We start from the raw sequence: 21,698 nt of genomic DNA on the forward strand, positions 1-21,698 counted from the left end.
GGGGGGGGGGGGCCCCTCATACCCCCCCAAAAAAACCCCCAAATACCGGGGGGGCCCCCCCCCCCCCGGGGGGGGGGGCCCCCCGACGTCGTTAATCGCCGCGGGGCAAAAGGCGCAGGACAAGCATCGCGGGGTCACTTACGGCCCATCAGGCGGCCCGAATTGGGCTCTAAGTGACCCCGCGTTGGTTTTAGGACGCGTTGTACCCGTAGGGGTTGTTCTTCTGCCAACGCCAGTGGTCCTCGCACATCTGGTCCACGGTCTTGGTGGTGGACCAGCCGAGGTCGGCCAGCGCCGACGAGGCGTCTGCCCAGAAGGCAGGGAGGTCGCCTGCGCGCCGCCCGGTGATCTCGTAGGGGATCGGCTGCCCAACGGCCTTTTCGAAGGAGCGAAGGACTTCCAGTACGGAGGAACCCTTGCCGGAACCGAGGTTCCAGCGGCGCACACCGGCGCGGGTGGCGATGTGGTTCAGCGCGGCGACGTGTCCATCTGCGAGGTCCACCACGTGGATGTAGTCGCGCTGGGCGGTGCCGTCCGGGGTGTCGTAGTCGCCACCAAAAACCATGAGTTTCTCGCGGCGGCCCACGGCTACCTGGGCGATGAACGGCACGAGGTTGTTCGGGATGCCCTGGGGGTCTTCGCCGATCCGGCCTGAGGGGTGAGCCCCAACCGGGTTGAAGTAGCGCAGCAGTGCTATATGCCAGCGGTCGTCCGCGTTGCCAAGGTCGGAGAGGATGTCCTCGATTTGTTCCTTGGTGCGGCCGTAGGGGTTGTTGGCGCCGATCTCCATTTTTTCGATGTAGGGGATCGGGTTGTGCTCGCCGTAGACGGTGGCCGAGGAGCTGAAGACGATGGAACGGACGTTGTGCTTGTCCATGGCGCGGAGCAGGTTCAGGGTGCCTACAATGTTGTTGTAGTAGTAGGCGAGCGGTTCCTGGACGGACTCACCGACGGCCTTGAGGCCGGCGAAGTGGATCACTGCGTCGATGCTGTGCTGGTCGAACACGGCCTCGACGGCGGGTTCGTCCACCAAGTCCACCTCGTGGAAGGCGGCGGTCTTGCCGGTCAACTCAGTGACCCGGCGCAGCGACTCTTCGCTGGAGTTCACGAGGTTGTCGAGGACGACGACGTCGTGGCCGGCTTCCTGGAGGGACAAAACGGTGTGCGAACCGATGTAGCCGGTGCCACCCGTGACAAGAATTTTCATGGTGTCTACGCTATCCGAAAGTAGAGGCACGCCGCTCAGTGTTGAGCGGTGTTGAAGCACGTTCGTGCTAGAAAATACTGGTGCCCAAAATTGTTGATGCCGAAGCCCGGCGCCAGGAAGTCGTCCAAGCAGTATTCCGCATCATAGCCAGCGACGGCTTGGAAAGGGCATCCCTCCGGGAAGTGGCCGACGAGGCAGGGCTGGCCGTGGGCTCCGTACGGCACTACTTTTCCAGCAGCGACGAACTCCTGGTGTTCTCTTTTGGAACCGTCATCGACCGCATCACGGCCCGTCTGGGGGCGGCCCTGGATACTGTCCGGGATCACGCCGCAGGCAGCCCGGAACGCCATGCCTCGGTACTCAATCTCCTGGGCCAGTTCCTTCCCCTTGACGAGGAATCGGCCGTCGACGCCTGTGTGTGGATGGCGTTCCGGCACGCTGCCCGCATCAACCCCGTGTTTGCCGCCGAAGCAGAACGCAGCCACCGGTCCGTCGCCGCCGTCGTGGGCCAGCTCATCGTCCTCCTGAGCCCTGGGGAGGCTGGAGCGCCGCAAAACCTGGTGACCGAGGCCGAACGGCTGCTCGCCACCCTGGACGGACTGTGCATGCACGCGCTGCTGCAGCCGGAATGGATGACGGCGGAAATGTGCAGTGACGTGTTGACGGCCCACCTGGCAGTCTTTGACGCTGTTCCTGCGGCCGGCTAGGCCAAAGCGGTTGCGCCTCCGCCGTTAACGTGGCGGCGCTTCGGGAATAGACTGGGACATGTCGGGAACCTGCCCAAGGGAGGAATTCGGATGCATGAGTCAGGCGGCCCGGGATGGCGCATCACCATGGACACGTCCGGGCCGATGCTCATCGCGTTGTATTTGCGTGATGTAGCCGGACTCGACGGCGCCGGGAAACCGATGCTCTCGCATGCTTCTCCCAAGGTCCGCCACGCCGACCACCGCCACCTCACCTCGGACGTTGGCGGCATCAGTGCGCTGAAGACGGAGTGGGAAGCCTGGTGGGAGAAGCTCGTGAAGTCCTATCCCGAACCTGCCCTGGAGCTGGCGCCCCCGAGCTTCAAGGCCTTCGGAAATTCGCCTGCCCTCCAGCGCGTCCTGCAAGCCCATTTCGGTTCGGCGCTGGGCTGGGCCACCGACAGGATCGACGAATACGCAGACATGGAGGCTGCCCGCGAAGCGAACGGGATCACCAGCGTCCTCAACGAGATGGTGGAGGACCGGTTGCTGGAAGTTGGCCGGAGCTCGCGCGACTTCGATCTCACCATCATCGAGCTGCCGCTCAACGAGCCGCGCGCCTGGTACCTGGAACCCAGCACCATGATCATGAGCCACCGGCTGCTGTCCCAGCCGGATGTATTCCGCAGCTACGTTCAACCGGTGGTTGAGCTGCTCGCCTGATCAGGCGTTATGTCGTGGGGGCCGAAACCGTGATGGTCACGGTATCCGAAGGCGCCGCCGCTTCTGTCCAGCCGTTGCGCTTCTCCCGGTTCCAGGTATGGCCTGCCACGTCCACTTGCGTGATGGACAGCTCCTTGGCATTCGCCACCGCCCAATGCCCGATGGCCCAGGCTTGCGTTCCCGTGATGTCCAGGCGCACCGAGCGTCCCTCGACGCTGCTCGCCTGGGTGCCGAACGCCGTCGTGAGTTCATTGACGACGGCGGCAGGGTCACCTGCCGCGTCCGGCATCCGGAGTTCGCAACTCAAAGCGGACTCGGAATGGCCCGTCAGTGCAGACGCAAAGGCGCGGCCCATGGACTCATGCTGCGCGTAGGCGCGGGGGAAGGCGGAACGTTGGACGGCCTGGGCAGCTTGGGTGACCTCCATGCCTTCGTAGCCCGGGATCTTGACCAGCCCGTCGTAGAAGGCATTGGACGCGTAGACCGGGTCCATGACTTGGGCCTCGGTGCCCCAGCCCTGCGATGGCCGCTGTTGGAAGAGGCCACGGGAATCGGGCCCCGCTTCGTCACCGTAGTTGATATTCCGCAACCGGGACTCCTGCATGGCCGTGGCAAGGGCGATGCTTGCAGCGCGGGGAGGCAAGCCGCGGCGGACGGAGATGGCCGTGATGAGCGAAGCATTGGCAGTTTGGTCGGTGGCGAGTTCGTAGCTTTCGGCTCCCACCACAGCAACGCAGCGCTCCGAGACGAGGGTCTCGGAGCGCTGCAGCACTGCAACTATTGCGTAGATGGCGCCTGCCACGAGGGCCAAGGCCAACACCGCCACAGTGGCGCGGCGCAAGCGGCGCATGGTCTCTCTCCCGCTAGTTGGCGTGCAGTGCCTCGTTCAGTTCCACGGTCTGGCCTGCCCGCGGCAGGACCTCCACTCCACCAGTGGTGGAGTTACGGCGGAAGAGGAGGTTCGGAACACCGGAGAGTTCCACGGCCTTGATGATCTTGCTGGTGTCCTCGCCGTTCTCGTCCTTCGGGCCCGGAACGCGGACACGGGTGCCTGCCGTGACATACAGGCCGGCTTCCACCACGGAGTCGTCGCCGATGCTGATGCCGACGCCCGAGTTGGCGCCGAGCAGCACCCGCTCGCCCAAAGCAATCTTTTCCTTGCCGCCACCGGAGAGGGTGCCCATGATGGACGCGCCACCGCCGACGTCCGTACCGTCGCCGGCCACAACACCTGCGGAGATGCGGCCTTCAACCATGGACGTGCCCAGGGTTCCGGCGTTGAAGTTCACGAAGCCCTCGTGCATGACGGTGGTGCCCTCGGCGAGGTGCGCACCCAAGCGGACGCGGTCTGCGTCGGCGATGCGTACGCCGGTGGGAACCACGTAGTCCACCATGCGGGGGAACTTGTCCACGCCATAGACAACTACGTTTCCGCGCTTGCGCAGGCGGGCGCGGGTCAGTTCGAAGCCTTCCACGGCTGCCGGGCCGAAGTTGGTCCACACGACGTTGGGGAGCTTTCCGAAGACGCCGTCCAGGTTGATGCTGTTCGGCTTGACCAAGCGGTGCGAGAGCAGGTGCAGGCGGAGGTAGGCGTCGGCGGTGTCCGCCGGGGCGGCGTCGAGGTCGATCTGTGCGAAGACAACCTTCTGCTCGGTACCGCGGTCGGCATCCTTGCCTTCTTCGGCAAGGGCGGCGAGGGCGGGGTCGGCATTTTCAACGTCGCGGAGGGTGTCGGCGGCAACGCCGAGCGAGGGAGCGGGGTACCAGACGTCCAGCACGGTTGCTTCCCCGGAGGCCGAGGTAGCGATCGTGGCGAGGCCGAATCCGTAGGCCGATCGGTCGTTAACGGGCGCGTTTGTGGGCACAGCAGAGGAAGCAGTTTCAGTCATGGGGCCAAGTGTATCGATCACGTGCAGCGCTGCTGAAACCCGTTCCACGGACTGGGAGGTCGCATTTCCCGTCGAAGGGGTGAACGCCATGGCGTTAAGGTGGAAGGGTGACCCTGAACCCTGCACCTGCCCTCCTTGACCTGCGCCAGGACGTCGCTTTGCTGACGGCCGCGCTCATCGACGTGAACAGCGTCTCCGGGAACGAAACCGAACTCGCCGACGCCGTGGAATCCGCCCTGCGTGCGATCCCGCAGTTCACGGTGGTGCGCGATGGTGACGCCATCATTGCCCGCACTGAACTGGGCCGCTCCGAGCGGGTCATCCTGGCTGGCCACCTGGACACGGTTCCGCTGCCCACCGTGCCGGGCTCGTTGGGGACCGTTCCTGCGACCTGGGAGTCAGGCGTCCCGGGCGAAGGTGTGCTCTACGGCCGCGGGACCACGGACATGAAGGGCGGCGTGGCGGTCCAGCTCGCCCTGGCGGCGACACTGTTCGACGGCGGTCGGCAGCCGGACAAGGACGTCACCTTTGTCTTTTACGACCACGAGGAAGTGGAAGCCGTAAAGAGCGGCCTGGGCCGCTTGGTCCGCAACCATGGGGACCTGCTGGACGGCGATTTCGCAATCCTCTTGGAACCGACGCACGGAACCGTGGAGGGTGGCTGCAACGGAACCAGCCGTTTCGAGGCCACTACTCTGGGGGAGACCGCCCACTCCGCGCGTGCCTGGATGGGCAGCAACGCCATTCACGCCGCAGCGCCCATCCTCGCCCGGCTGGCCGCCTATGAGCCACGGACCATCAACGTTGACGGCCTGGACTATCGGGAAAGCCTCAACGCCGTGAAAATCAACGGCGGTACCGCGGGCAACGTTATCCCTGACCGCTGCGTGGTGGAGATCAACTACCGCTTTGCGCCGGACAAGACACCCGACCAGGCCGAGGCGCACGTGCGCGAACTCCTTGAGGGCTTCGACGTCGTCCGCACCGACGCCGCAGCCGGAGCGCGCCCGGGACTGAACCACCCTGCCGCAGCGTCCTTCGTTGCGGCAGTGGGAGCCGAGCCCAAGCCCAAATACGGCTGGACCGACGTCGCGCGTTTCAGCGAGCTGGGCATCCCGGCGGTGAACTTCGGGCCGGGAGATCCGCTGCTGGCGCACAAAGACAACGAACACGTCGACGCCGGCGCCATCCGTGAGTGCCTGCGTGCACTGCGGACGTGGCTGGGGCAATAGACACCGAACGGCTGAAAGACGAGGAGGGGTCCCCAGCCATGGCTGGGGACCCCTCCTGGTTGCCCGAGTGGCTGCTACTTGTTTGGGCCCGAAGTATCTTTGTGCTCCGGCGCCGGAACAACATTCTGGGCAACGGGATCGTTGCCGGTGCCTTCAAGGCCTGTGCGGATCGTTGCGGGGGCCACCCCACCCGCCGCCTTCTTGGACCCGCGGCGTTCAATCCAGATGGCAATCCGGGACACCGTGAGGTTGATCAGGATGTAGATGGCGGCACCCACGAAGAACGCCGGGAACAGGAAGTCCGGGCCGAGGAAGTCGGCCATGATCTGGATCTTGCGGAGCAGTTCCTCGTAGCCGACGATGTAGCCGAGCGAGGTGTCCTTGAGGAGGACCACGAGCTGGGCCACCAGGGACGGAAGCATTCGCCTGGTAGCCTGCGGGAACTCGATGATCATCCGAGACTGGAAGCTCCGCAGGCCGATCGCCAAACCGGCCTCACGTTGTCCCTTGGGAAGGGATTGGATACCGGCCCGGAGGATCTCTGCGAAGATGGCTGCGTTGTAAAGGACCAGGCCCGCGACGACTGCGACAAACTGGCCAGTAGCGAAAACCAGCAGCACGAACAACATCATGAGGACCACGGGCATGCCGCGGAGGAACTCCAGGACAACCTGCGTTGGAACCCGGATCCAGGAGATGAGCGAAATCCGGAGCAGGCAGAGGGCAATCCCCAGGGGGAACGCGATGACGGCGGCCACTGCGGCTGCCACCAGCGTGGAAACGATGCCTTGGCCGATCAGGTTCCAGACGTCCGGAGCCATGGGGCCGTAGAAGATTTCCCAACGGTCGGCGTCGAAAATTCCCTGCTGCGCAAGAGTCGTGACCGCCAGGGCAAGGACGCCCAGGATGATCAGGATGCCGGCAGCTGATCCGAGCAGCGAATAGAGGCGGGCCTTGGGGCCGGGGACGTCGTACAGGACCGATGTCATCGGGCAATCGCCACCTTTCGTTCGACGAAGTGCGCAAGGAGACCAAGTGGCACGGTGATCAGCAGGTAGAAGAACGCCACGCCGAGCAGGATCCACAGGACCTGGTCGCCGTAGTCGTTGGAGAGCTTGCGGCCGTAGCCGAAGAGTTCAAGGACAAAGAAGGCGCCGGCTACCGAGGAGTTCTTCACCAGGGCGATCACAATGTTGATCAACGGAGGTACCACCGTCCTGAGGGCCTGCGGGAGGACGATGAACCCCAGGACCTGGGCGAAGGTCATTCCGATGCTTCGGGCTGCTTCAGCCTGGCCCACGGGAACGCTGTTCACACCGGAGCGGACGGCTTCGGCGACGAACGCTGCGGTGTACGAGCTCAGGGCAATGATGGCCGCGACCTCGAACTGGTCGAACTTGATGCCAAGCCGGGGAAGGACAATGGCGGAGAAGAAGAAGATGATCGTCAGTGGAGTATTTCGGGCGACTTCCACGTAGAACATGCTGAAGCCGCGCAATGCGGCAACAGGCGAAACCCTCATGGCGGCGAGGACGGTGCCAACGACGAGGGCGATGACTCCGGAAATGACGGAGAGATAGAGGGTGCGGAGAAATCCGTCCCAGTATTGGGGGAGGCTTGCTATGACGGCGTCCATGGCTTCCTTTGGCTGCAGCTAATCACGGAACAGGGTCCTTGGTTTCAATAACTGCCGCCGCCCTGTGAGGAGCGGCGGCAGTTACCGGACACCGACTAGTAGCGGTTGATGGCAGGAAGTTCAGGCGTGGTCTTGATGACCTTGCCTGCCGTTGCTTCCCAGGCCTTCTTGTAGTCGCCATCCTTCTGGAGGGCTTCCAGCTGGTCGTTGATCCAGTTGCGGAAGGTGGTGTCGTCCTTCTTCAGGCCGATGCCATAGGGCTCCTTGGTGAAGGTCTCATCAGAAGCGAGCTTGAAGGCGTCCGGTTCCTTGTCCACGTAGCCGGCCAGGATCACGTTGTCCGTGGTCACTGCAACAACCTGCTTGTTGCGCAGCGGCTCCAGGCATGCGGTGTAGGTAGCGGCCGGAACAACTTCAGCACCGTACTTCTCGGCGATGGTCTTTGCCGGGGTGGAGCCCGTGACCGAGCAGACCTTCTTGCCGTTGACATCCTCAGGCTTGGTGATGGAGTTGTCGTCCTTGTTCACCAGCAGCGCCTGGCCGGCCTCGTAGTACGGGCCGGCGAAGGAGACCTTTTCCTTACGGGCGTCGTTGATGGTGTACGTAGCGATGACGAGGTCAACGCGGCCCTGCTCGATGAACGATTCGCGGTTCTGCGAAACGGTCTCGACCCATTCGATCTTGTCCGCCGGGATGCCCAGCTTGGCAGCAATGGCCTTGCCGATTTCAACGTCGAAACCAACAGGCTTGCCGTCCAGGCCCTTCTGGCCGAAGAGCGGCTGGTCGAACTTGGTGCCGATGGTGATCTTCTGGGCCTTGTTGAGCTTCTCCATGGTGGTGCCGGCTTCAAAGCTCGCCGAGGCAACCGGGGGAGTGGTGGAGCTGCCGCCACCGCCGCAGGCGCTCAGCGAGATGGCGAGAGCAGCCGATGCAGCAACCAGGAGGGACTTCCTCCGGGTGATCAGAGACTTCATGACGTTCCTTTCATTGGTAGGCCGCTATACGGCCGGGTGCGTTTCCTCGCCGCCTGGGTGCGGGCGGACGCGGAGCTAGTGGGTCAGGAGCTTGGACAGGAAGTCCTTGGCACGGCTGCTCTGCGGATTCGTGAAGAATTCCTCAGGGGTGGCATCTTCGACGATCTGGCCGTCGGCCATGAACACCACGCGGTCGGCCGCTTTCCGGGCAAACCCCATCTCGTGGGTGACCACGATCATGGTCATGCCTTCCTTGGCGAGCTGGATCATGACGTCCAGGACCTCATTGATCATTTCGGGATCCAAAGCCGAGGTGGGTTCATCGAAAAGCATCACCTTGGGCTTCATGGCCAGCGCGCGGGCGATTGCGACACGTTGCTGCTGGCCGCCTGAGAGTTGGGCGGGAAGCTTTGGTGCCTGATGCCCAACGCCCACGCGCTCCAGGAGCGCCATGGCCTCCCGCTCTGCGGTGCCTTTGGCTACGCCCTTGACCTTGATAGGGCCCAGGGTGACGTTCTCCAGGATCGTCTTGTGGGCGAACAGGTTGAAGGACTGAAAGACCATTCCGACGTCGGCACGCAGGTGGGCGAGTTCCTTGCCTTCTTCGGGAAGCTTCTTTCCGTCGATCGAGATGTCGCCGTCGTCGATCGTTTCCAAACGGTTGATGGCACGGCACAAAGTGGACTTACCGGAACCGGAAGGTCCGATGACCACTACGACCTCACCCTTCTTGACCTGAAGGTTGATGTCTTTAAGGACGTGCAATTGACCGTAGTGTTTGTTGACGCTGTTCAGGGAGACGAGCGCATCGCCGGACACTTGAGTAGTCATAGCTCGAATCTAGCGAACAAGTAAGTAAATATGACCACGGTCACGGCAAGTTCTTTGAGATCGTGACTGAACAGAAACCTGCCTTCCAGCGATATATCAGACTGCAATGCAAACACACCGGTCAACGGGCAGTGCACCCCTGCAATAGCGCTAGCCTTGGGCAATGAGTATCAGCCAGCACCCAGTTCCCAGCCCCGACGCGAATGGTCGCGTGGGGAGCAGCGCACCACTTCCATCACAGGTTGCGCCAGCTAAACACAAAGGCCCACTGGAACTGCGTCGTAAACAGGCTGACACCGGTATGTCCGACCAGCATCTGCTGGACACCAGCGGCGCGGGACAATTCATTCATACAGACCCGTGGCGCGTGTTGCGCATTCAAAGCGAATTCGTCGAGGGCTTCGGAGCGTTGGCGGACATTGGTCCTGCGGTGAGCGTTTTTGGTTCTGCCCGGACACGCCCCGGCACCGAGTACTACGAGATGGCGGTTGATGTAGGCCGGAAATTGGCCGAAGCCGGGGTGGCCGTCATCACCGGTGGCGGACCGGGTTCCATGGAAGCGGCCAACAAGGGCGCCGTCGAAGGCAATGGCGTCTCAGTGGGCCTCGGCATTGAGCTGCCCTTCGAACAGGGACTCAACCAATGGGTGGACCTGGGCATCAACTTCCGTTACTTCTTCGCCCGGAAGACGATGTTCGTGAAGTACGCGCAAGGTTTCGTGGTCCTCCCCGGCGGACTGGGCACCCTCGACGAGCTCTTCGAGGCCATGGTCCTGGTCCAGACGCGGAAGGTCACGTCGTTCCCTATCGTGCTCCTGGGGGTGCGCTTCTGGGGTCCGATGATCGAATGGATCCGGGACACGCTGGTTGCCGAAGGCATGGTGTCTGAGAAGGACCTGGATCTCATCCAGCTCGTGGACGACCCTGCGGACGCCGTGCATAGGGTGCTCCACGGAACGCCTTTGCCGTCGCCCACGGGGGAACAACGCCCGGAGTAGGGATTCCTTTCTGGCACGATGGTCCCTGTGAGCTTTTTCCTCGTGTTTCTCGCAATCGTCCTCGTCGGGGCGGCGCTGTTCTTCGGCGCAGGGATTGTCCGCGGCCGTTCCTTGGGAGCCGGCCTCGACGATCCCACGCCCAACCTGCCCCCGGTCCTCCTTCCGGGCCAGGTCGACGCCGCCGACGTTGACGATCTGCGATTTGCCTTGGGGCTGCGGGGCTACCGCATGGACCAAGTGGATCAGGTCCTCGACGAACTCCGTGACCAGCTGCTCGCCAAGGACCGTGAGATTGAGCGGCTCAAGGGTCTGCTGCCGACGGATCCGGACGGCGATGGATCCGTGCGGGCAGCACAATGAGTGGCCCCCTTCCGGCTGCGCCCGCTGTAGAGGGTGCCACAGCCCGTCTAGGCAACGCCATTTCCCGGGCCGGCAACCGGGTTGCCGGCTGGCCGTGGTGGGTCCAGGTGGCCTTGGTGTACGTGGCCGCAAGGCTCGTCAGTGCAGCGATTTTTGCGGCCGCCGCCATCCATCAAGGGACCAACCCGTGGTTCCCGCCGGCACCGGACTACTGGAATTTCATCACCATTTGGGATGGTCGGTGGTACCAGCAGGCCGCCGACAACGGCTATCCCTCAGAGCTGCCTGTTGACCAGAACGGTGTGGTCAAGGAAAACGCCTGGGCGTTCTACGCACTGTTCCCCTTCCTGGCGCGGGGCCTTGGCGCCATCACCGGACTGGGCACGCTGCAGTCCCTGACCGCGATCGCCATGGTCGCGGGGTTGTGCGCCGCCTTGGTGATTTTCAGGCTGTTCCGGGAAGTGACGGGCCGGCGTGCCGCCATGTGGGGAGTGGTCTTCGTTTCCACGTTTCCCATCTCGCCGATCCTCCAGGTCCCGTACGCGGAGTCGTTGAACCTGCTCTTGTTGGCCGCTTCGCTCTTGCTGGTGGTGCGGCGCCGCTACGTTGCGGCCATCCCCGTGGTGGTCCTCATGTGCTTCTCGCGGCCAACGGGTGTTCCCTTTGCTGCGATGCTTGGGCTGCTCCTGGTGTGGCGGCTATGGCAGCGATTCGGTCCAGCACGGCAAAGCGATGCGGCCACGTCGAAAGGGTCGTTGTGGTCCCTGGCTGTCCTGGTGTTCATCACCGGCGCTGCCGCGCTGGCCTGGCCGGTGATTGCCTGGGCGGTGACGGGTGATCCCGCGGCCTACACCCGTACTGAGACCGCTTGGCGGGGCGATGAACTGGTGCCCTTCAAACCGTGGTTTGATACCGGACGCATGCTCTTCGGCCCTGTTCTGGGTGTCCTCGCCCCGTTCGTCTTTGCTGGCCTCTTTGTGTTGGCCATGGTGTCGAAGCCGGTCCGGGCCTTGGGAATGGAACTGCGGCTTTGGTGCGCGTGCTACATGGGCTACCTGTTGGTCTTCCTGCACCCGCAGACCAGTACGTTCCGGATGCTGCTGCCCCTTTTTCCGCTGGCCCTGGGTGCCGCACTGCTTTCGAAATCAAAGGCATACCGCGGCACCGTGGTGGTCATGTTCCTGCTCCTCCAGATCGTCTGGGTGGTGTGGCTTTGGGCCTGGGCACAATTGCCCGGAGGCGGAGACTACCCGCCGTGAATTAGTCCATTGATTCGCTACGGGCGGGTAAGTACGGGATAATGGAATACGAGCAAGGACAAAAGCACCGAAAAGTGCCCGGCCAAGGCGGCCTCCCAAGCGTTGCCGCCGGCTGCAATTGCGACGCGGATCCAGCCCGGCCGGGTTGGGCGTGACTTGGGACAAATGGAGGGGATTTTCCTAATGGCGGCTATGAAACCACGTACTGGCGACGGCCCTATGGAAGTGACCAAAGAGGGACGCAGCCTTATTATGCGTGTGCCGCTCGAAGGCGGTGGGCGGCTTGTGGTTGAGCTCAATGCCGCCGAAGCGGAGAACCTCAAGGAATGCCTGGTGGGCGTTACCGAATAGATGCACCAAACAAGGCCCGGCGCATGCCGGGCCTTGTTTTTGTTTAAGCATGGTCAGTTTGTTTTGCCGGGCAGTTATCAACGCCCCAAAAGCCGAATTGCTATTTCTTGACTGCTACCAGGAGGCCGTCGCCTGTGGGAAGCATGGACGAGACCAGGCGGTCGTCATCCCGAATGCTCTTTCCAACCTGTCGCAGGACTGCGGTGGTGGCCTCCCGGGCGGCGGGGTTGGAGACCCTGTCCTTATCCAAAGCATCGTTGATCACCAGCGTGCCCCGTGACTTGAGGAGCCGCACGGCTTGGTCCACATAGCGCGGAAAATTCGGTTTGTCGGCATCGATGAAGACCAGGTCATAGGCGTTGTCGGTCAGCCGGGGGAGGACGTCGGCGGCCCGGCCGGAGATGGTGCGGATCCGGTTCGCCGGGGATCCGGACTCGAGGAAGGCCTCACGGGCGGCCTTGAGATGTTCCACGTCGACGTCGATGGTGGTCAGTACCGCTTGGGGCCCCAGCCCGCGCAGCAGGCAAACGCCGGAAACGCCGGCGCCCGAGCCAACTTCCACCACTGTCTGCGCTTTTGATGCCGCGGCCAGGACAGTCAGGACCGCGCCGACACCCGGGCTGATGGGGCTGACGCCCAGTTCGAAGGACCGTTCGCGGGCACGCAGCAAGACCTCGTCCTCTGCAGGCAGGTTTTCTGCATAGGACCAGCTGGTTGACTTGTCGGCACTCATGGAGGATCCGCTTTCCGCGTGGAGGGGTTTTCCCTACCAGACTACTGTGTTTTGGCCTGCAAACCCGGCGATCGTGGTCCGGCGGAGGCTGTGTCCGGGCAGGCGGCCGGACCCGGATTGCGCCGTGCGGGGAATGTGAAGCCCGATCAGGAAATTCCCAGACAACCCTGACATGATATATATCCGTTCACCCACGCGTTGGGCGGCACCGGACTCCGGTGAACCACAGTTTGAGGGGAGTGGACGATGCCGGCATCGCATGCTGCGCCAGTCCAAACATCGGAAAGCCACGAGGCCGCTGCTGAATGGGTCATGCCCAGTTGGGAGGAAGTGGTCACCAACCACTCCGCCAAGGTGTACCGCCTTGCCTATCGCCTGACCGGCAACAAGTTCGACGCCGAAGACCTCACCCAGGAGGTCTTCGTCAGGGTCTTCCGCTCGCTGGAGAACTTCAAGCCCGGAACCCTGGACGGTTGGCTGCACCGCATTACCACCAACCTGTTCCTCGATCAGGCCCGCCGCAAGAGCCGCATCCGCTTCGATGCCCTTGCCGAAGACGCTGAGTCACGGCTTCCCGGTCGGGAGCCGGGACCGGAACAGAGCTTCGAGCACAACAACCTGGACCTTGATGTCCAGCGCGCTTTGGAGGAATTGCCGCCGGACTTCCGCGCCGCCGTCGTTCTGTGCGATCTTGAGGGCCTGTCCTATGACGAGGTGGCCGAAGCGCTGGGAGTGAAGCTGGGAACCGTCAGGTCCCGGATCCACCGCGGCCGTACCATGCTTCGCGAGAAACTCGCCCACCGCGACCCGAGGTCGGCAGGGGCACGCAAGCCACGCTTGAAAATGCCCCGCATCGCCGGCATCCTCTAGGCAGTCAATGCCGGAACGCCACTCGGTACCGGGGCCCCCGCCCCGGCGCAAAATCGCTGACCTTCGCCATTCCCGGAACCCCGGGCACTTGGACCAATGCACGGATTGCCGCCTGGCCCTCAGGCGGGAGCAGCAATACCTGGAGCGCCTGCGGGACTCGGCTGTGCCCCAGGCCAGCGAGGACCTTACGCAGCGGCTCCTGCAGCAGACGCAGCACTTGGCCGGAGGGTCCGATTCACCTTTCGATGACCCACGGCCGGCCTCAAAAGGCTGGAGGGGCCTGCGCATAGCCGGCGTCGCGGCCGGCACACTGGCCGTGAGCGCCGGTGCTTTGGCAGTGTCCGCCTACGCTGTGGCCGGCGATCCCATGCCGGACGCCCACGCTGCGGCCGGCGGCAACGTCGCTTCGGTAGCAGGGGCCGTGACGGGTGGTCCCGCGGAACTCATGGTGGAGCAAGGGGCCAAGACGGCCCAGGCCGTAAGCCTTGGGCCGGACCAGCTCGCCTCGCTTCGCGAACAAGGCTGGGCTTGCCCGGAGCTGTCCGCGATGGGTTTCCGGGTGACGTCCGCGGAGGCGACGCTCCACAACGGGCACCCCGCGGTGGAGCTCAAGCTGGAAAGCAACGGACATCATGCCACCGTTCTGGAAGAGCACTTGCCTACGGCATCCCAGCCACCAACTACCCAGCTCACCCTGACCCAGGGAAGTCCCTGGGGTGCTGTATACCGGACTCCCGTGGGGATCCTCAGCTATTCCTCGGACCTGCCGGCGGAGAAGGCGGATGACGCCGTCCCCGAATTGGTCCGTGCCGCCGATGCCATGGCGGCCAGTCCGGAAGTGCCAGCCGCGGAGACGTGGTCCGACAGGCTGCTGCGCGGCCTCAGGACCTTGCTGCGCCCTGCCGGTTTATGAGCGGCTTCACAGACAAGGTAATCTTCGTAGCGTGTTTGGAATCAACGGCCCGGAGTTCATAGTCCTCCTCATTATCGGCGTACTCGTCATCGGTCCCAGCCGTTTGCCCGAATACACTCAGAAGCTCGCCAACCTGGTCAAGGAAGTACGCCGGATGGCCTCCGGGGCCAGGGAGCAAATCAAGGAAGAAGTCGGCATCGACATCGATGAAGTCGACTGGAAGAAGTACGACCCCCGCCAGTATGATCCCCGCAGGATCATCAAGGACGCGCTCTTCGAAGAGGATTCCAAGCCCTTGAGCGCAGGTGCTCCCGCCGCAGCTGCCGCCGTAGCGGCCGCGACTGCTGAGACGAAGTCCCAAGCACCAGCCCGCGTCATTGAGCGCCTGGCCGAGGGCGAGGCCGCCCCGTTCGACACCGAGGCCACCTGACAAAGCAATTCGTCAGCGGGGCTGGATCCCCAGCGGCATCCCCGCGAGTCCACGTGGACGGGCTGCGAGCTTCCCGGCAATGTCCTGCAAGGCTTTGGCAGCAGCGGTCTGCCCTCCTGTGAGGACTACCGGCTTGCCCTCGTCGCCGCCTTCCCGCAGCCGGATGTCCAAGGGAATCTGGCCAAGCAGGGGAACGTCGGCGCCGACGGCAGAGCTCAGCCGCTCAGCGAGTGCAGCGCCACCGCCGCTTCCGAACAGTTCCATGCGGCCGCCGTCGGGCATTTCCAGGAAGGACATGTTCTCGATGACGCCGGCCACCTTCTGTCCCGTTTGGGTGGCGATGGTACCTGCCCGTTCAGCGACGTCGGCCGCGGCTGCCTGCGGTGTGGTGACCACGAGGATTTCCGCGTTGGGCAGGAGCTGCGCCACGGAGATCGCGATATCACCGGTGCCCGGAGGCAAATCCAGGAACAAGGCGTCGAGGTCGCCAAAGTAGACATCCGTGAGGAATTGTTCCAGCGCGCGGTGCAGCATCGGCCCCCGCCAGGCGATGGGCTGGTTGCCCGCAACAAACATGCCGATCGAGATGACCTTCACGCCGAAGGCCACCGGGGGAAGGATCATGTCGTCAACCTGCGTGGGCTTCTGGGTAATGCCCATCAGGGCCGGCACGGAGAAGCCATGGACGTCCGCGTCCACGATGCCCACGCGGAGGCCCTGTGCGGCCAACGCGCTGGCCAGGTTGACCGTGACGGAGGACTTGCCCACGCCGCCCTTGCCGCTGGCTACGGCGTAGACCTTGGTGAGGGACTCCGGCTTGGTGAAAGGGATGCCGCGCTGCCCACCGGGACCGCGAAGCTGTTCCTTGAGGGCGTCCCGCTGTTCCGGCGTCATGACCTTGAGTTCCACCTCGACGCCGGTGACTCCCTCCACGCTGGAGAGGGCCGCAGTGGCATCGCCGGTGATGGTTTCGCGCAGCGGGCAACCGGCGATCGTCAGCAGGACCACCACGTGGACCACGCCGTCGTCGCCTGCAGACACGGCCTCGACCATGCCCAACTCGGTGATGGGGCGCCGCAGTTCCGGGTCGATGACGGTCGCCAGGGCAGCATGAAGCGACTCGGTGGATGCGGTACTCATGGGGTCAGGCTCGGCTTTCGGGGTGTTCAGGTGCTGACTTGCTGCTGGAGTGCTGCGGGCCGCTCCGTTGCGGGCGGACCTTGGGGATTTGCTGGGTCCTGGGTCCGCGCGACTTGTCACGCTTTTCCTTCAGTTTCTCTTTGACCCGTTCGCGAGGCGACTCGCCGTCCTCCGCGACCGCTTCGCCTTCCCGCAGCTCTTCCTGGGCGTCGATGATGTCCTCGAGGAGGCTGCGGAGCTCGGCGCGGACGTAGTCACGCGTGGCTACCTCGCGCAGCGCGATGCGCAACGAAGCGAGTTCGCGGGTGAGGTACTCGGTGTCGGAGAGGTTGCGTTCTGCGCGTTGGCGGTCCTGCTGCAGCGAGACGCGGTCCCGGTCATCCTGCCGGTTCTGGGCGAGGAGCAACAGGGGAGCTGCATATGAGGCCTGCAGGGAAAGCATCAAGGTCAGCAGCGTGAAGCCCAGCTCCATGCGGTCGAACTGCCAGTCCGTGGGTGCGAACGTGTTCCAGGCCAGCCAAAACACACAGAAGATGGTCATGTAGACCAGGAACTGCGGCGTTCCCATGAAACGGGCGAAACCCTCCGTTGCGTTGCCGAACGCATCCGGGTTGGGTGAGAACTTCGGCAGGATACGCTGACGGCCGCTCAGGGGTGTGTCCAGGCTGCTTTCCGAACGTCCCGAAGACTTGGTTGAACGGGTGGCGTTGTTATCAGCCAATGCGGCCTCCAAGTTTCCTTATAGGGGCGTCGTCCTCGTGGGCGCGCCAGTCATCCGGCAACAGGTGATCCAGCACGTCATCAACAGTCACCGCCCCCACAAGACGGCCGTCGTCGTCGACGACGGGAAGCGAGTTGAGGTTGTACGTGGCCAGGGTCCGGGCTACTTCGCTGATGTGGGCCTGGTCCGAGAGCGGTTCCAGGTTCTTGTCCACCAGGTTGCCCAGGGGCTCAGGGGGAGGGAATCGCAGGAGTTGCTGGATGTGCACGACGCCAAGGAAACGGCCCGTGGGCGTCTCCAGCGGCGGACGGGCAATGAAGATGGAGGAAGCCAGGGCGGGTGAGAGTTCCTCGCGGCGGACGTGCGCCAGGGCTTCAGCCACCGTTGCCTCAGGTGGAAGGATCACCGGAACGGGCGTCATCAGGCCACCGGCGGTGTCCTCGTCGTATTCCAGGAGGCGGCGGACGTCCTCGGCTTCCTGGGGCTCCATGAGCTGAAGCAGTTCCTCGGCCTGCGCTGAGGGAAGCTCGGCCAAGAGGTCCGCGGCGTCGTCCGGGTCCATTTCTTCCAGGACGTCGGCGGCACGCTCAACGTCCAGGGCGGAAAGGATCTCCACCTGGTCGTCTTCGGGGAGTTCCTGGAGGACGTCTGCCAGGCGTTCGTCCTGCAGTTCGCTGGCTACCTCGAAGCGGCGCTTGTCGCTCATTTCCTGCAGCGCTTCGGCGAAGTCGGCCGGCTTGAGGTCCTCGTGCGTGGCAACGAACTGGGTTGCAGCCTGGGGTTCGTTGCGGGCGCCCGTTTGTGCGTCGGCCCAGTCGATGATGAGGGTTTCATTGCGGCGCAACCGGCTCAACGGGGACAGCGAGTGCCCGCGGCGGACGAAGAGCTTGCTCACGAACCAGTCCTTGGAGCGGTGCTGGTCCATGGCGATGTCCTCGATGGTGGCGTCGCCGCTGCCATCGGCCAAGGTCACGCGGCGGTCGAACATTTCCGCCACCACCAAGGTCTCCGCGCCGCGTTGCTCGAACCGGCGAAGGTTCACCAGGCCCGTGCAGATGATCTGGGTCTGGTCGATCGAGGTAATGCGGGTCATGGGCACGAAAACGCGCTTCTTGCCCGGAACTTCAACCACGATGCCCACCACGTGGGGTGCTCCACGTGTTCCCCTCGCGAGCACGACCACATCACGCAATCGGCCCAGACGGTCGCCCAAGGGGTCGAAGACGTCCAAACCGAGCAGGCGCGCGACAAAGACGCGTGAGGGATGTGTGCTCATGTTTACAGGCTACCGAGTCTGCTCTCTTTTAGCTGAATTCCAGCCTCCACACATGTCCATGCGACACAATGGGGCTATGTCAAACATTTTTGGTGGTCCAAAAGCCGTTGAGGAATCCCGGAGCGTCCCCCAAGGAGACACTGTGGGCTCATACACCTCCTACCTGGATGCCCAGAAGGCGGTGGACTATCTGGCCGACCAGCAGTTCCCTGTGCAGCTGGTGTCCATTGTTGGCAACGACCTCAAAATGGTGGAGCGGGTCACCGGCCGCCTGAGCTACCCCAGGGTTGCGCTCTCGGGTGCTTTGAGCGGCATGTGGTTTGGCTTGTTCGTTGGCGTCATGCTCTCTTTCTTTACGCCTGCGGGCGGTCCGTTCTCCATCATCACCTCGGTACTGATGGGTGCGGCTTTCTTCATGTTGTTCGGCATCGTCACCTACGCCACGCAACGCGGAAAGCGCGACTTCACCTCAACCAGCCAGGTGGTGGCCACCAACTATGACGTGATCGTCGCCTTCGAAGCGGCCCACGAGGCTCGGCGCCTCCTCCAACAGCTGCCCATGAACCCGTCACAGGCGGCCACCGGGCAGGCCCGCAACTACAACCCCCAGAACACTCCGTTCCAGCAGCCCGGGCAGGAGCCCGAGCGTCCGTCCACCTGGAACGATCCCTATGGCCAGCGTGCGCCGCAGCCAGGCGAACCGGAACCCCGCCCTGCCCAATCCGCGCAGAACCCTGCGCCTTCACCCATGCGCTACCCGGACCTTCCCGACGGCCGTCCGCAGTACGGCGTCCGTGTCACGGAGGGGCAGAACGCGCCGGAACAAGGCGGGCAACAGAACGGCAATGGCGATTCCGCCAAGCAGTAGCAGCCAAGCACACAAGGAAGGCCACCGGATTTCCGGTGGCCTTCCTTGTGTGTGGTGGTGTTCCTAGCTTTCGGTCTCCTGGTAGATACCGGCCATCCAGGACTCGACGTCGTCGGCCTTGCGGGGCAGCGCGGCGCTCAGGTTCACGGGACCATCTGCAGTCATGAGGATGTCGTCCTCGATCCGGACGCCGATGCCGCGGTATTCGGCAGGGATGGCCAGGTCCTCTTCCTTGAAGTACAGGCCCGGTTCAATGGTGAACACCATGCCTTCGGCCAGCACGCCGTCCAGGTAGAGTTCTCGCTTGGCCTGGGCGCAGTCGTGGACATCCAGGCCGAGGTGGTGGCTGGTGCCGTGCGGCATCCACCGTCGGTGCTGCTGGCCCTCGGGGCTAATGGCCTCTTCGACCGATACGGGCAGCAGGCCCCACTCAGCGAGCCGCTCGGCCAGTACCGTGGTGGCCGCCGTGTGGATCTCACGGAACTTCACACCCGGCCGGGCTGCCGCGAAGCCGGCATCGGCGGCGTCGAGCACGGCTTCATAGACCTTGCGCTGGATGTCGGAGAATGTGCCGTTGGCCGGCAAGGTACGCGTGACATCGGCGGTGTAGAGGGAATCGGCCTCCACGCCGGCGTCGAGCAGGAGGAGGTCCCCGGCGTCGACCGTTCCGGTATTGCGGTTCCAGTGCAGGACTGTTGCGTTGTTGCCTGACGCGGCGATGGTGTCGTAGCCGAGTTCGTTGCCTTCTTCGCGGGCGCGGGCAAAAAAGGCGCCTTCCACCACGCGTTCGCCGCGCTTGTGGGTCAACGCGCGGGGGAGGGCCCGGACGACGTCGGTAAAGCCCTCAACCGTAGCGGCCACAGCGATCCGCATCTGGCCGATCTCCCACTCGTCCTTGATCAAGCGGAGTTCGGAGAGGGCTTCGCTGAGCTTCTCGTCCAGGGCATCGAGTTCGCCCAGGTCCAGGTTCTCCGGATCCTTGGCGGTGTTGTAGCGTGCGGTGTCCACCAGGGCGTCGATGTTCTCATCCACCTTGCGGACCAGCCGGATGGAGATGCCGCCGATTTCGGGTGCGCCGACGTTCTTGGTGATGGCCACTTCCAGTTCGGAGATATGGGCCGTGGGCAGGCCGAGACGTGCCTGGAACTCGGCCAGGGTGGGACGGGCTCCAATCCAGAACTCGCCCGCGCGTGAGTCGGCGTAGAACTGTTCGGTGTCCCGGCCGGCGAGCGGACGGAAGTAGAGCGTGGCAGTGTGGTGTCCGCCGTCGTCGCCCTTGCCCTCGGCCACCGGCTCAAGGATCAGGACGGCGTCCGGCTCGTGGTCCAGGCCAAGGCCGGTAAGGTGCGCGAATCCGGAGTGCGGGCGGAAGCGGTAATCGCAGTCGTTGGAGCGGACCTTCAATGGTCCGGCCGGGACTACGAGCCGTTCGCCCTTGAACAGTTCGGAAATGGCACGACGGCGGCGCGCGGCGTGGTCGGCAACGGCGTCGCGCGCAGGGGTCACCTGCGGGGCGGGTGCCCAGTTGCTGGCCATGAACGCCTTGAAGGCATCGGAAGTGGGCCGCTGGGAGCGGTTGTTGACGCGCTCCTGCAACGGCTGGGACACAGAGTTCTGGGTGTTTTCGGCATCGTTCACCGTTACATCGTCCCACCAGTTCCGTGAGGAGGCCAACGGCGCAACCGGCCAAGCAAGCCCGCATCCCATAGGCTGGGAAAGTGAGGATAGACCTGCATGCACACTCGAATGTTTCAGACGGAACAGAGACTCCGGCCGGGGTCATGGAATCGGCCGCGGAGGCGGGCCTCGACGCGGTGGCGTTGACGGACCACGACTCCACCGACGGCTGGGCGCAGGCGGCGGCCGCGGCCCGGGCGAAGGGTGTGGCGTTCGTTCCCGGCATGGAGATCTCGTGCCGGACTGAACTGGGCATCAGCGTGCACTTGCTGAGCTACTTGCACGATCCCGTACATCCCGGTCTCCTGGAGGAGATCAACAAGTCCCGCGATGCGAGGCTCACCCGTGCCGAGCGCATGGTGACGTTGTTGTCCGAGGACTATCCGCTCACGTGGGACGACGTGATCCACCACGTGGCACCGGGAGCCACTGTGGGCCGTCCGCATATCGCCGACGCCCTGGTGGCCGCCGGTGTGGTGGCAGACCGCTCGGAAGCCTTCGCTTCCATCCTCACCTCGCACTCGCGCTACTTCGTCCAGCACTACGCACCCGACCCGGCCATCGCCGTCGAACTCGTCAGGGCGGCAGGCGGCGTTCCTGTCTTTGCGCATCCCGTAGCGGCGGCACGCGGCCGCATCGTAGGGGAACAGACATACCGGGAAATGATCGACGCCGGGCTGCTGGGCCTCGAGATCGACCACCGGGACAACCCGGAAGAGGGGCGGGCCTTCCTCCGCCGGCTGGCGGCACGGCATGACCTGCTCATTACGGGTTCCTCCGACTACCACGGCACGGGCAAACCGAACCTGTTGGGCGAGAATGTCACGGACCCGGGCGTACTGGCACGGATCGAGGAGCTGGCCACGGGCTGCGCGGTGGTCCGCTGACGGACCGTTGGTTGCCTGCGCCCGTGGTGGTCACGCGG

Annotated in this window: 24 protein-coding genes; 12 read left to right on the forward strand and 12 right to left on the reverse strand. The window is 64.0% G+C overall.

The window, feature by feature from the left end:
* Positions 1 to 190: 190 nt before the first annotated feature.
* The gene (galE, locus tag ACIPV6_RS04450; RefSeq protein ID WP_400269707.1) at positions 191 to 1,207 is read right to left on the reverse strand and encodes a UDP-glucose 4-epimerase GalE; all 1,017 of its coding nucleotides are present in this window, start codon (positions 1,205 to 1,207) and stop codon (positions 191 to 193) included.
* A gap of 80 nt (positions 1,208 to 1,287) precedes the next feature.
* On the opposite strand from galE, the gene ACIPV6_RS04455 reads away from it, so the two are divergent.
* Positions 1,288 to 1,914, forward strand: coding sequence for a TetR/AcrR family transcriptional regulator (locus tag ACIPV6_RS04455; RefSeq protein WP_400269708.1), 627 nt, complete (start codon positions 1,288 to 1,290; stop codon positions 1,912 to 1,914).
* A gap of 90 nt (positions 1,915 to 2,004) precedes the next feature.
* Complete coding sequence (locus tag ACIPV6_RS04460) at positions 2,005 to 2,616, forward strand: hypothetical protein (RefSeq protein ID WP_400269709.1); 612 nt, start codon at positions 2,005 to 2,007, stop codon at positions 2,614 to 2,616.
* A 7-nt stretch (positions 2,617 to 2,623) separates the two neighbouring features.
* On the opposite strand, the gene ACIPV6_RS04465 is transcribed toward ACIPV6_RS04460, so the two are convergent.
* Both ACIPV6_RS04465 and dapD read right to left on the reverse strand, forming a co-directional pair.
* Positions 2,624 to 3,466, reverse strand: coding sequence for a hypothetical protein (locus ACIPV6_RS04465; protein WP_400269710.1), 843 nt, complete (start codon positions 3,464 to 3,466; stop codon positions 2,624 to 2,626).
* A gap of 13 nt (positions 3,467 to 3,479) precedes the next feature.
* Positions 3,480 to 4,505, reverse strand: a complete 1,026-nt coding sequence (gene dapD, locus ACIPV6_RS04470) for a 2,3,4,5-tetrahydropyridine-2,6-dicarboxylate N-succinyltransferase (protein ID WP_400269711.1) — start codon at positions 4,503 to 4,505, stop codon at positions 3,480 to 3,482.
* A gap of 107 nt (positions 4,506 to 4,612) precedes the next feature.
* Between dapD and dapE the strand changes: the two genes are divergently transcribed.
* On the forward strand, positions 4,613 to 5,737 hold the full coding sequence (gene dapE / locus ACIPV6_RS04475; RefSeq protein ID WP_400269712.1) for a succinyl-diaminopimelate desuccinylase: 1,125 nt from the start codon (positions 4,613 to 4,615) through the stop codon (positions 5,735 to 5,737).
* A 74-nt stretch (positions 5,738 to 5,811) separates the two neighbouring features.
* Here the strand turns inward: dapE and ACIPV6_RS04480 are convergent, their stop codons facing one another.
* The 4 genes from ACIPV6_RS04480 to ACIPV6_RS04495 all read right to left on the reverse strand — a co-directional run bounded on the left by ACIPV6_RS04480 (position 5,812) and on the right by ACIPV6_RS04495 (position 9,178).
* Positions 5,812 to 6,726: an amino acid ABC transporter permease gene (locus ACIPV6_RS04480; RefSeq protein WP_400269713.1), complete on the reverse strand. Its 915-nt coding sequence runs from the start codon at positions 6,724 to 6,726 to the stop codon at positions 5,812 to 5,814.
* Positions 6,723 to 7,373 carry an amino acid ABC transporter permease gene (locus ACIPV6_RS04485; protein ID WP_400269714.1) on the reverse strand — a complete coding sequence of 217 codons (651 nt, stop codon included), beginning with the start codon at positions 7,371 to 7,373 and terminating at the stop codon, positions 6,723 to 6,725. The genes ACIPV6_RS04480 and ACIPV6_RS04485 overlap by 4 nt, the downstream gene beginning before the upstream one ends.
* Before the next feature lie 95 nt (positions 7,374 to 7,468).
* Entirely contained in the window at positions 7,469 to 8,347 is an 879-nt protein-coding gene (locus ACIPV6_RS04490) for a glutamate ABC transporter substrate-binding protein (RefSeq protein ID WP_400269715.1), read from the reverse strand.
* A gap of 75 nt (positions 8,348 to 8,422) precedes the next feature.
* Positions 8,423 to 9,178 (reverse strand): amino acid ABC transporter ATP-binding protein, encoded by a 756-nt coding sequence (locus ACIPV6_RS04495; protein ID WP_400269716.1) that lies wholly within the window; start codon positions 9,176 to 9,178, stop codon positions 8,423 to 8,425.
* A 163-nt stretch (positions 9,179 to 9,341) separates the two neighbouring features.
* Here ACIPV6_RS04495 and ACIPV6_RS04500 point away from each other — a divergent pair, with 163 nt between their 5' ends.
* The 4 genes from ACIPV6_RS04500 (at position 9,342) to ACIPV6_RS04515 (ending at position 12,145) form a co-directional block, all read left to right on the forward strand.
* Positions 9,342 to 10,175, forward strand: a complete 834-nt coding sequence (locus ACIPV6_RS04500) for a TIGR00730 family Rossman fold protein (protein ID WP_400269717.1) — start codon at positions 9,342 to 9,344, stop codon at positions 10,173 to 10,175.
* An 18-nt stretch (positions 10,176 to 10,193) separates the two neighbouring features.
* A complete protein-coding gene (locus ACIPV6_RS04505; protein ID WP_400269718.1) occupies positions 10,194 to 10,535 on the forward strand; it encodes a DivIVA domain-containing protein in 342 nt (113 codons plus the stop codon).
* Entirely contained in the window at positions 10,532 to 11,794 is a 1,263-nt protein-coding gene (locus ACIPV6_RS04510) for a hypothetical protein (RefSeq protein ID WP_400269719.1), read from the forward strand. The genes ACIPV6_RS04505 and ACIPV6_RS04510 overlap by 4 nt, the downstream gene beginning before the upstream one ends.
* A gap of 183 nt (positions 11,795 to 11,977) precedes the next feature.
* The gene (locus ACIPV6_RS04515) at positions 11,978 to 12,145 is read left to right on the forward strand and encodes a DUF3117 domain-containing protein (RefSeq protein WP_064721643.1); all 168 of its coding nucleotides are present in this window, start codon (positions 11,978 to 11,980) and stop codon (positions 12,143 to 12,145) included.
* Between the two features lie 100 nt (positions 12,146 to 12,245).
* Here the strand turns inward: ACIPV6_RS04515 and ACIPV6_RS04520 are convergent, their stop codons facing one another.
* A complete protein-coding gene (locus ACIPV6_RS04520; RefSeq protein ID WP_400269720.1) occupies positions 12,246 to 12,878 on the reverse strand; it encodes an O-methyltransferase in 633 nt (210 codons plus the stop codon).
* Positions 12,879 to 13,124: 246 nt separating this feature from the next.
* Here ACIPV6_RS04520 and sigE point away from each other — a divergent pair, with 246 nt between their 5' ends.
* The 3 genes from sigE (at position 13,125) to ACIPV6_RS04535 (ending at position 15,091) form a co-directional block, all read left to right on the forward strand.
* Positions 13,125 to 13,748 (forward strand): RNA polymerase sigma factor SigE, encoded by a 624-nt coding sequence (gene sigE / locus ACIPV6_RS04525; RefSeq protein ID WP_400269721.1) that lies wholly within the window; start codon positions 13,125 to 13,127, stop codon positions 13,746 to 13,748.
* An 88-nt stretch (positions 13,749 to 13,836) separates the two neighbouring features.
* Positions 13,837 to 14,661 (forward strand): hypothetical protein, encoded by an 825-nt coding sequence (locus ACIPV6_RS04530; RefSeq protein ID WP_400269722.1) that lies wholly within the window; start codon positions 13,837 to 13,839, stop codon positions 14,659 to 14,661.
* Between the two features lie 31 nt (positions 14,662 to 14,692).
* Positions 14,693 to 15,091, forward strand: a complete 399-nt coding sequence (locus ACIPV6_RS04535) for a Sec-independent protein translocase TatB (RefSeq protein ID WP_400269723.1) — start codon at positions 14,693 to 14,695, stop codon at positions 15,089 to 15,091.
* A gap of 12 nt (positions 15,092 to 15,103) precedes the next feature.
* Here the strand turns inward: ACIPV6_RS04535 and ACIPV6_RS04540 are convergent, their stop codons facing one another.
* Genes ACIPV6_RS04540 through ACIPV6_RS04550 form a run of 3 tightly spaced genes read right to left on the reverse strand, consistent with a single transcriptional unit; the run spans position 15,104 to position 18,228 of the window.
* Positions 15,104 to 16,231 (reverse strand): Mrp/NBP35 family ATP-binding protein, encoded by a 1,128-nt coding sequence (locus ACIPV6_RS04540; protein WP_400269724.1) that lies wholly within the window; start codon positions 16,229 to 16,231, stop codon positions 15,104 to 15,106.
* A gap of 4 nt (positions 16,232 to 16,235) precedes the next feature.
* Positions 16,236 to 16,964, reverse strand: coding sequence for a DUF1003 domain-containing protein (locus ACIPV6_RS04545; RefSeq protein WP_400269725.1), 729 nt, complete (start codon positions 16,962 to 16,964; stop codon positions 16,236 to 16,238).
* On the reverse strand, positions 16,945 to 18,228 hold the full coding sequence (locus ACIPV6_RS04550; RefSeq protein WP_400269726.1) for a magnesium transporter MgtE N-terminal domain-containing protein: 1,284 nt from the start codon (positions 18,226 to 18,228) through the stop codon (positions 16,945 to 16,947). Before ACIPV6_RS04550 ends, ACIPV6_RS04545 begins: the two co-directional genes overlap by 20 nt.
* A gap of 76 nt (positions 18,229 to 18,304) precedes the next feature.
* Between ACIPV6_RS04550 and ACIPV6_RS04555 the strand changes: the two genes are divergently transcribed.
* On the forward strand, positions 18,305 to 19,096 hold the full coding sequence (locus tag ACIPV6_RS04555; RefSeq protein WP_400269727.1) for a general stress protein: 792 nt from the start codon (positions 18,305 to 18,307) through the stop codon (positions 19,094 to 19,096).
* A gap of 63 nt (positions 19,097 to 19,159) precedes the next feature.
* Here the strand turns inward: ACIPV6_RS04555 and ACIPV6_RS04560 are convergent, their stop codons facing one another.
* Positions 19,160 to 20,734, reverse strand: coding sequence for an aminopeptidase P family protein (locus tag ACIPV6_RS04560; protein WP_400269728.1), 1,575 nt, complete (start codon positions 20,732 to 20,734; stop codon positions 19,160 to 19,162).
* 80 nt (positions 20,735 to 20,814) lie between these two features.
* Between ACIPV6_RS04560 and ACIPV6_RS04565 the strand changes: the two genes are divergently transcribed.
* Positions 20,815 to 21,660 (forward strand): PHP domain-containing protein, encoded by an 846-nt coding sequence (locus ACIPV6_RS04565; RefSeq protein WP_400269729.1) that lies wholly within the window; start codon positions 20,815 to 20,817, stop codon positions 21,658 to 21,660.
* Positions 21,661 to 21,698 lie beyond the last annotated feature (38 nt).

The sequence above is a fragment of the Paenarthrobacter sp. NPDC089988 genome (assembly GCF_044748465.1).
GTDB lineage: Bacteria > Actinomycetota > Actinomycetes > Actinomycetales > Micrococcaceae > Arthrobacter.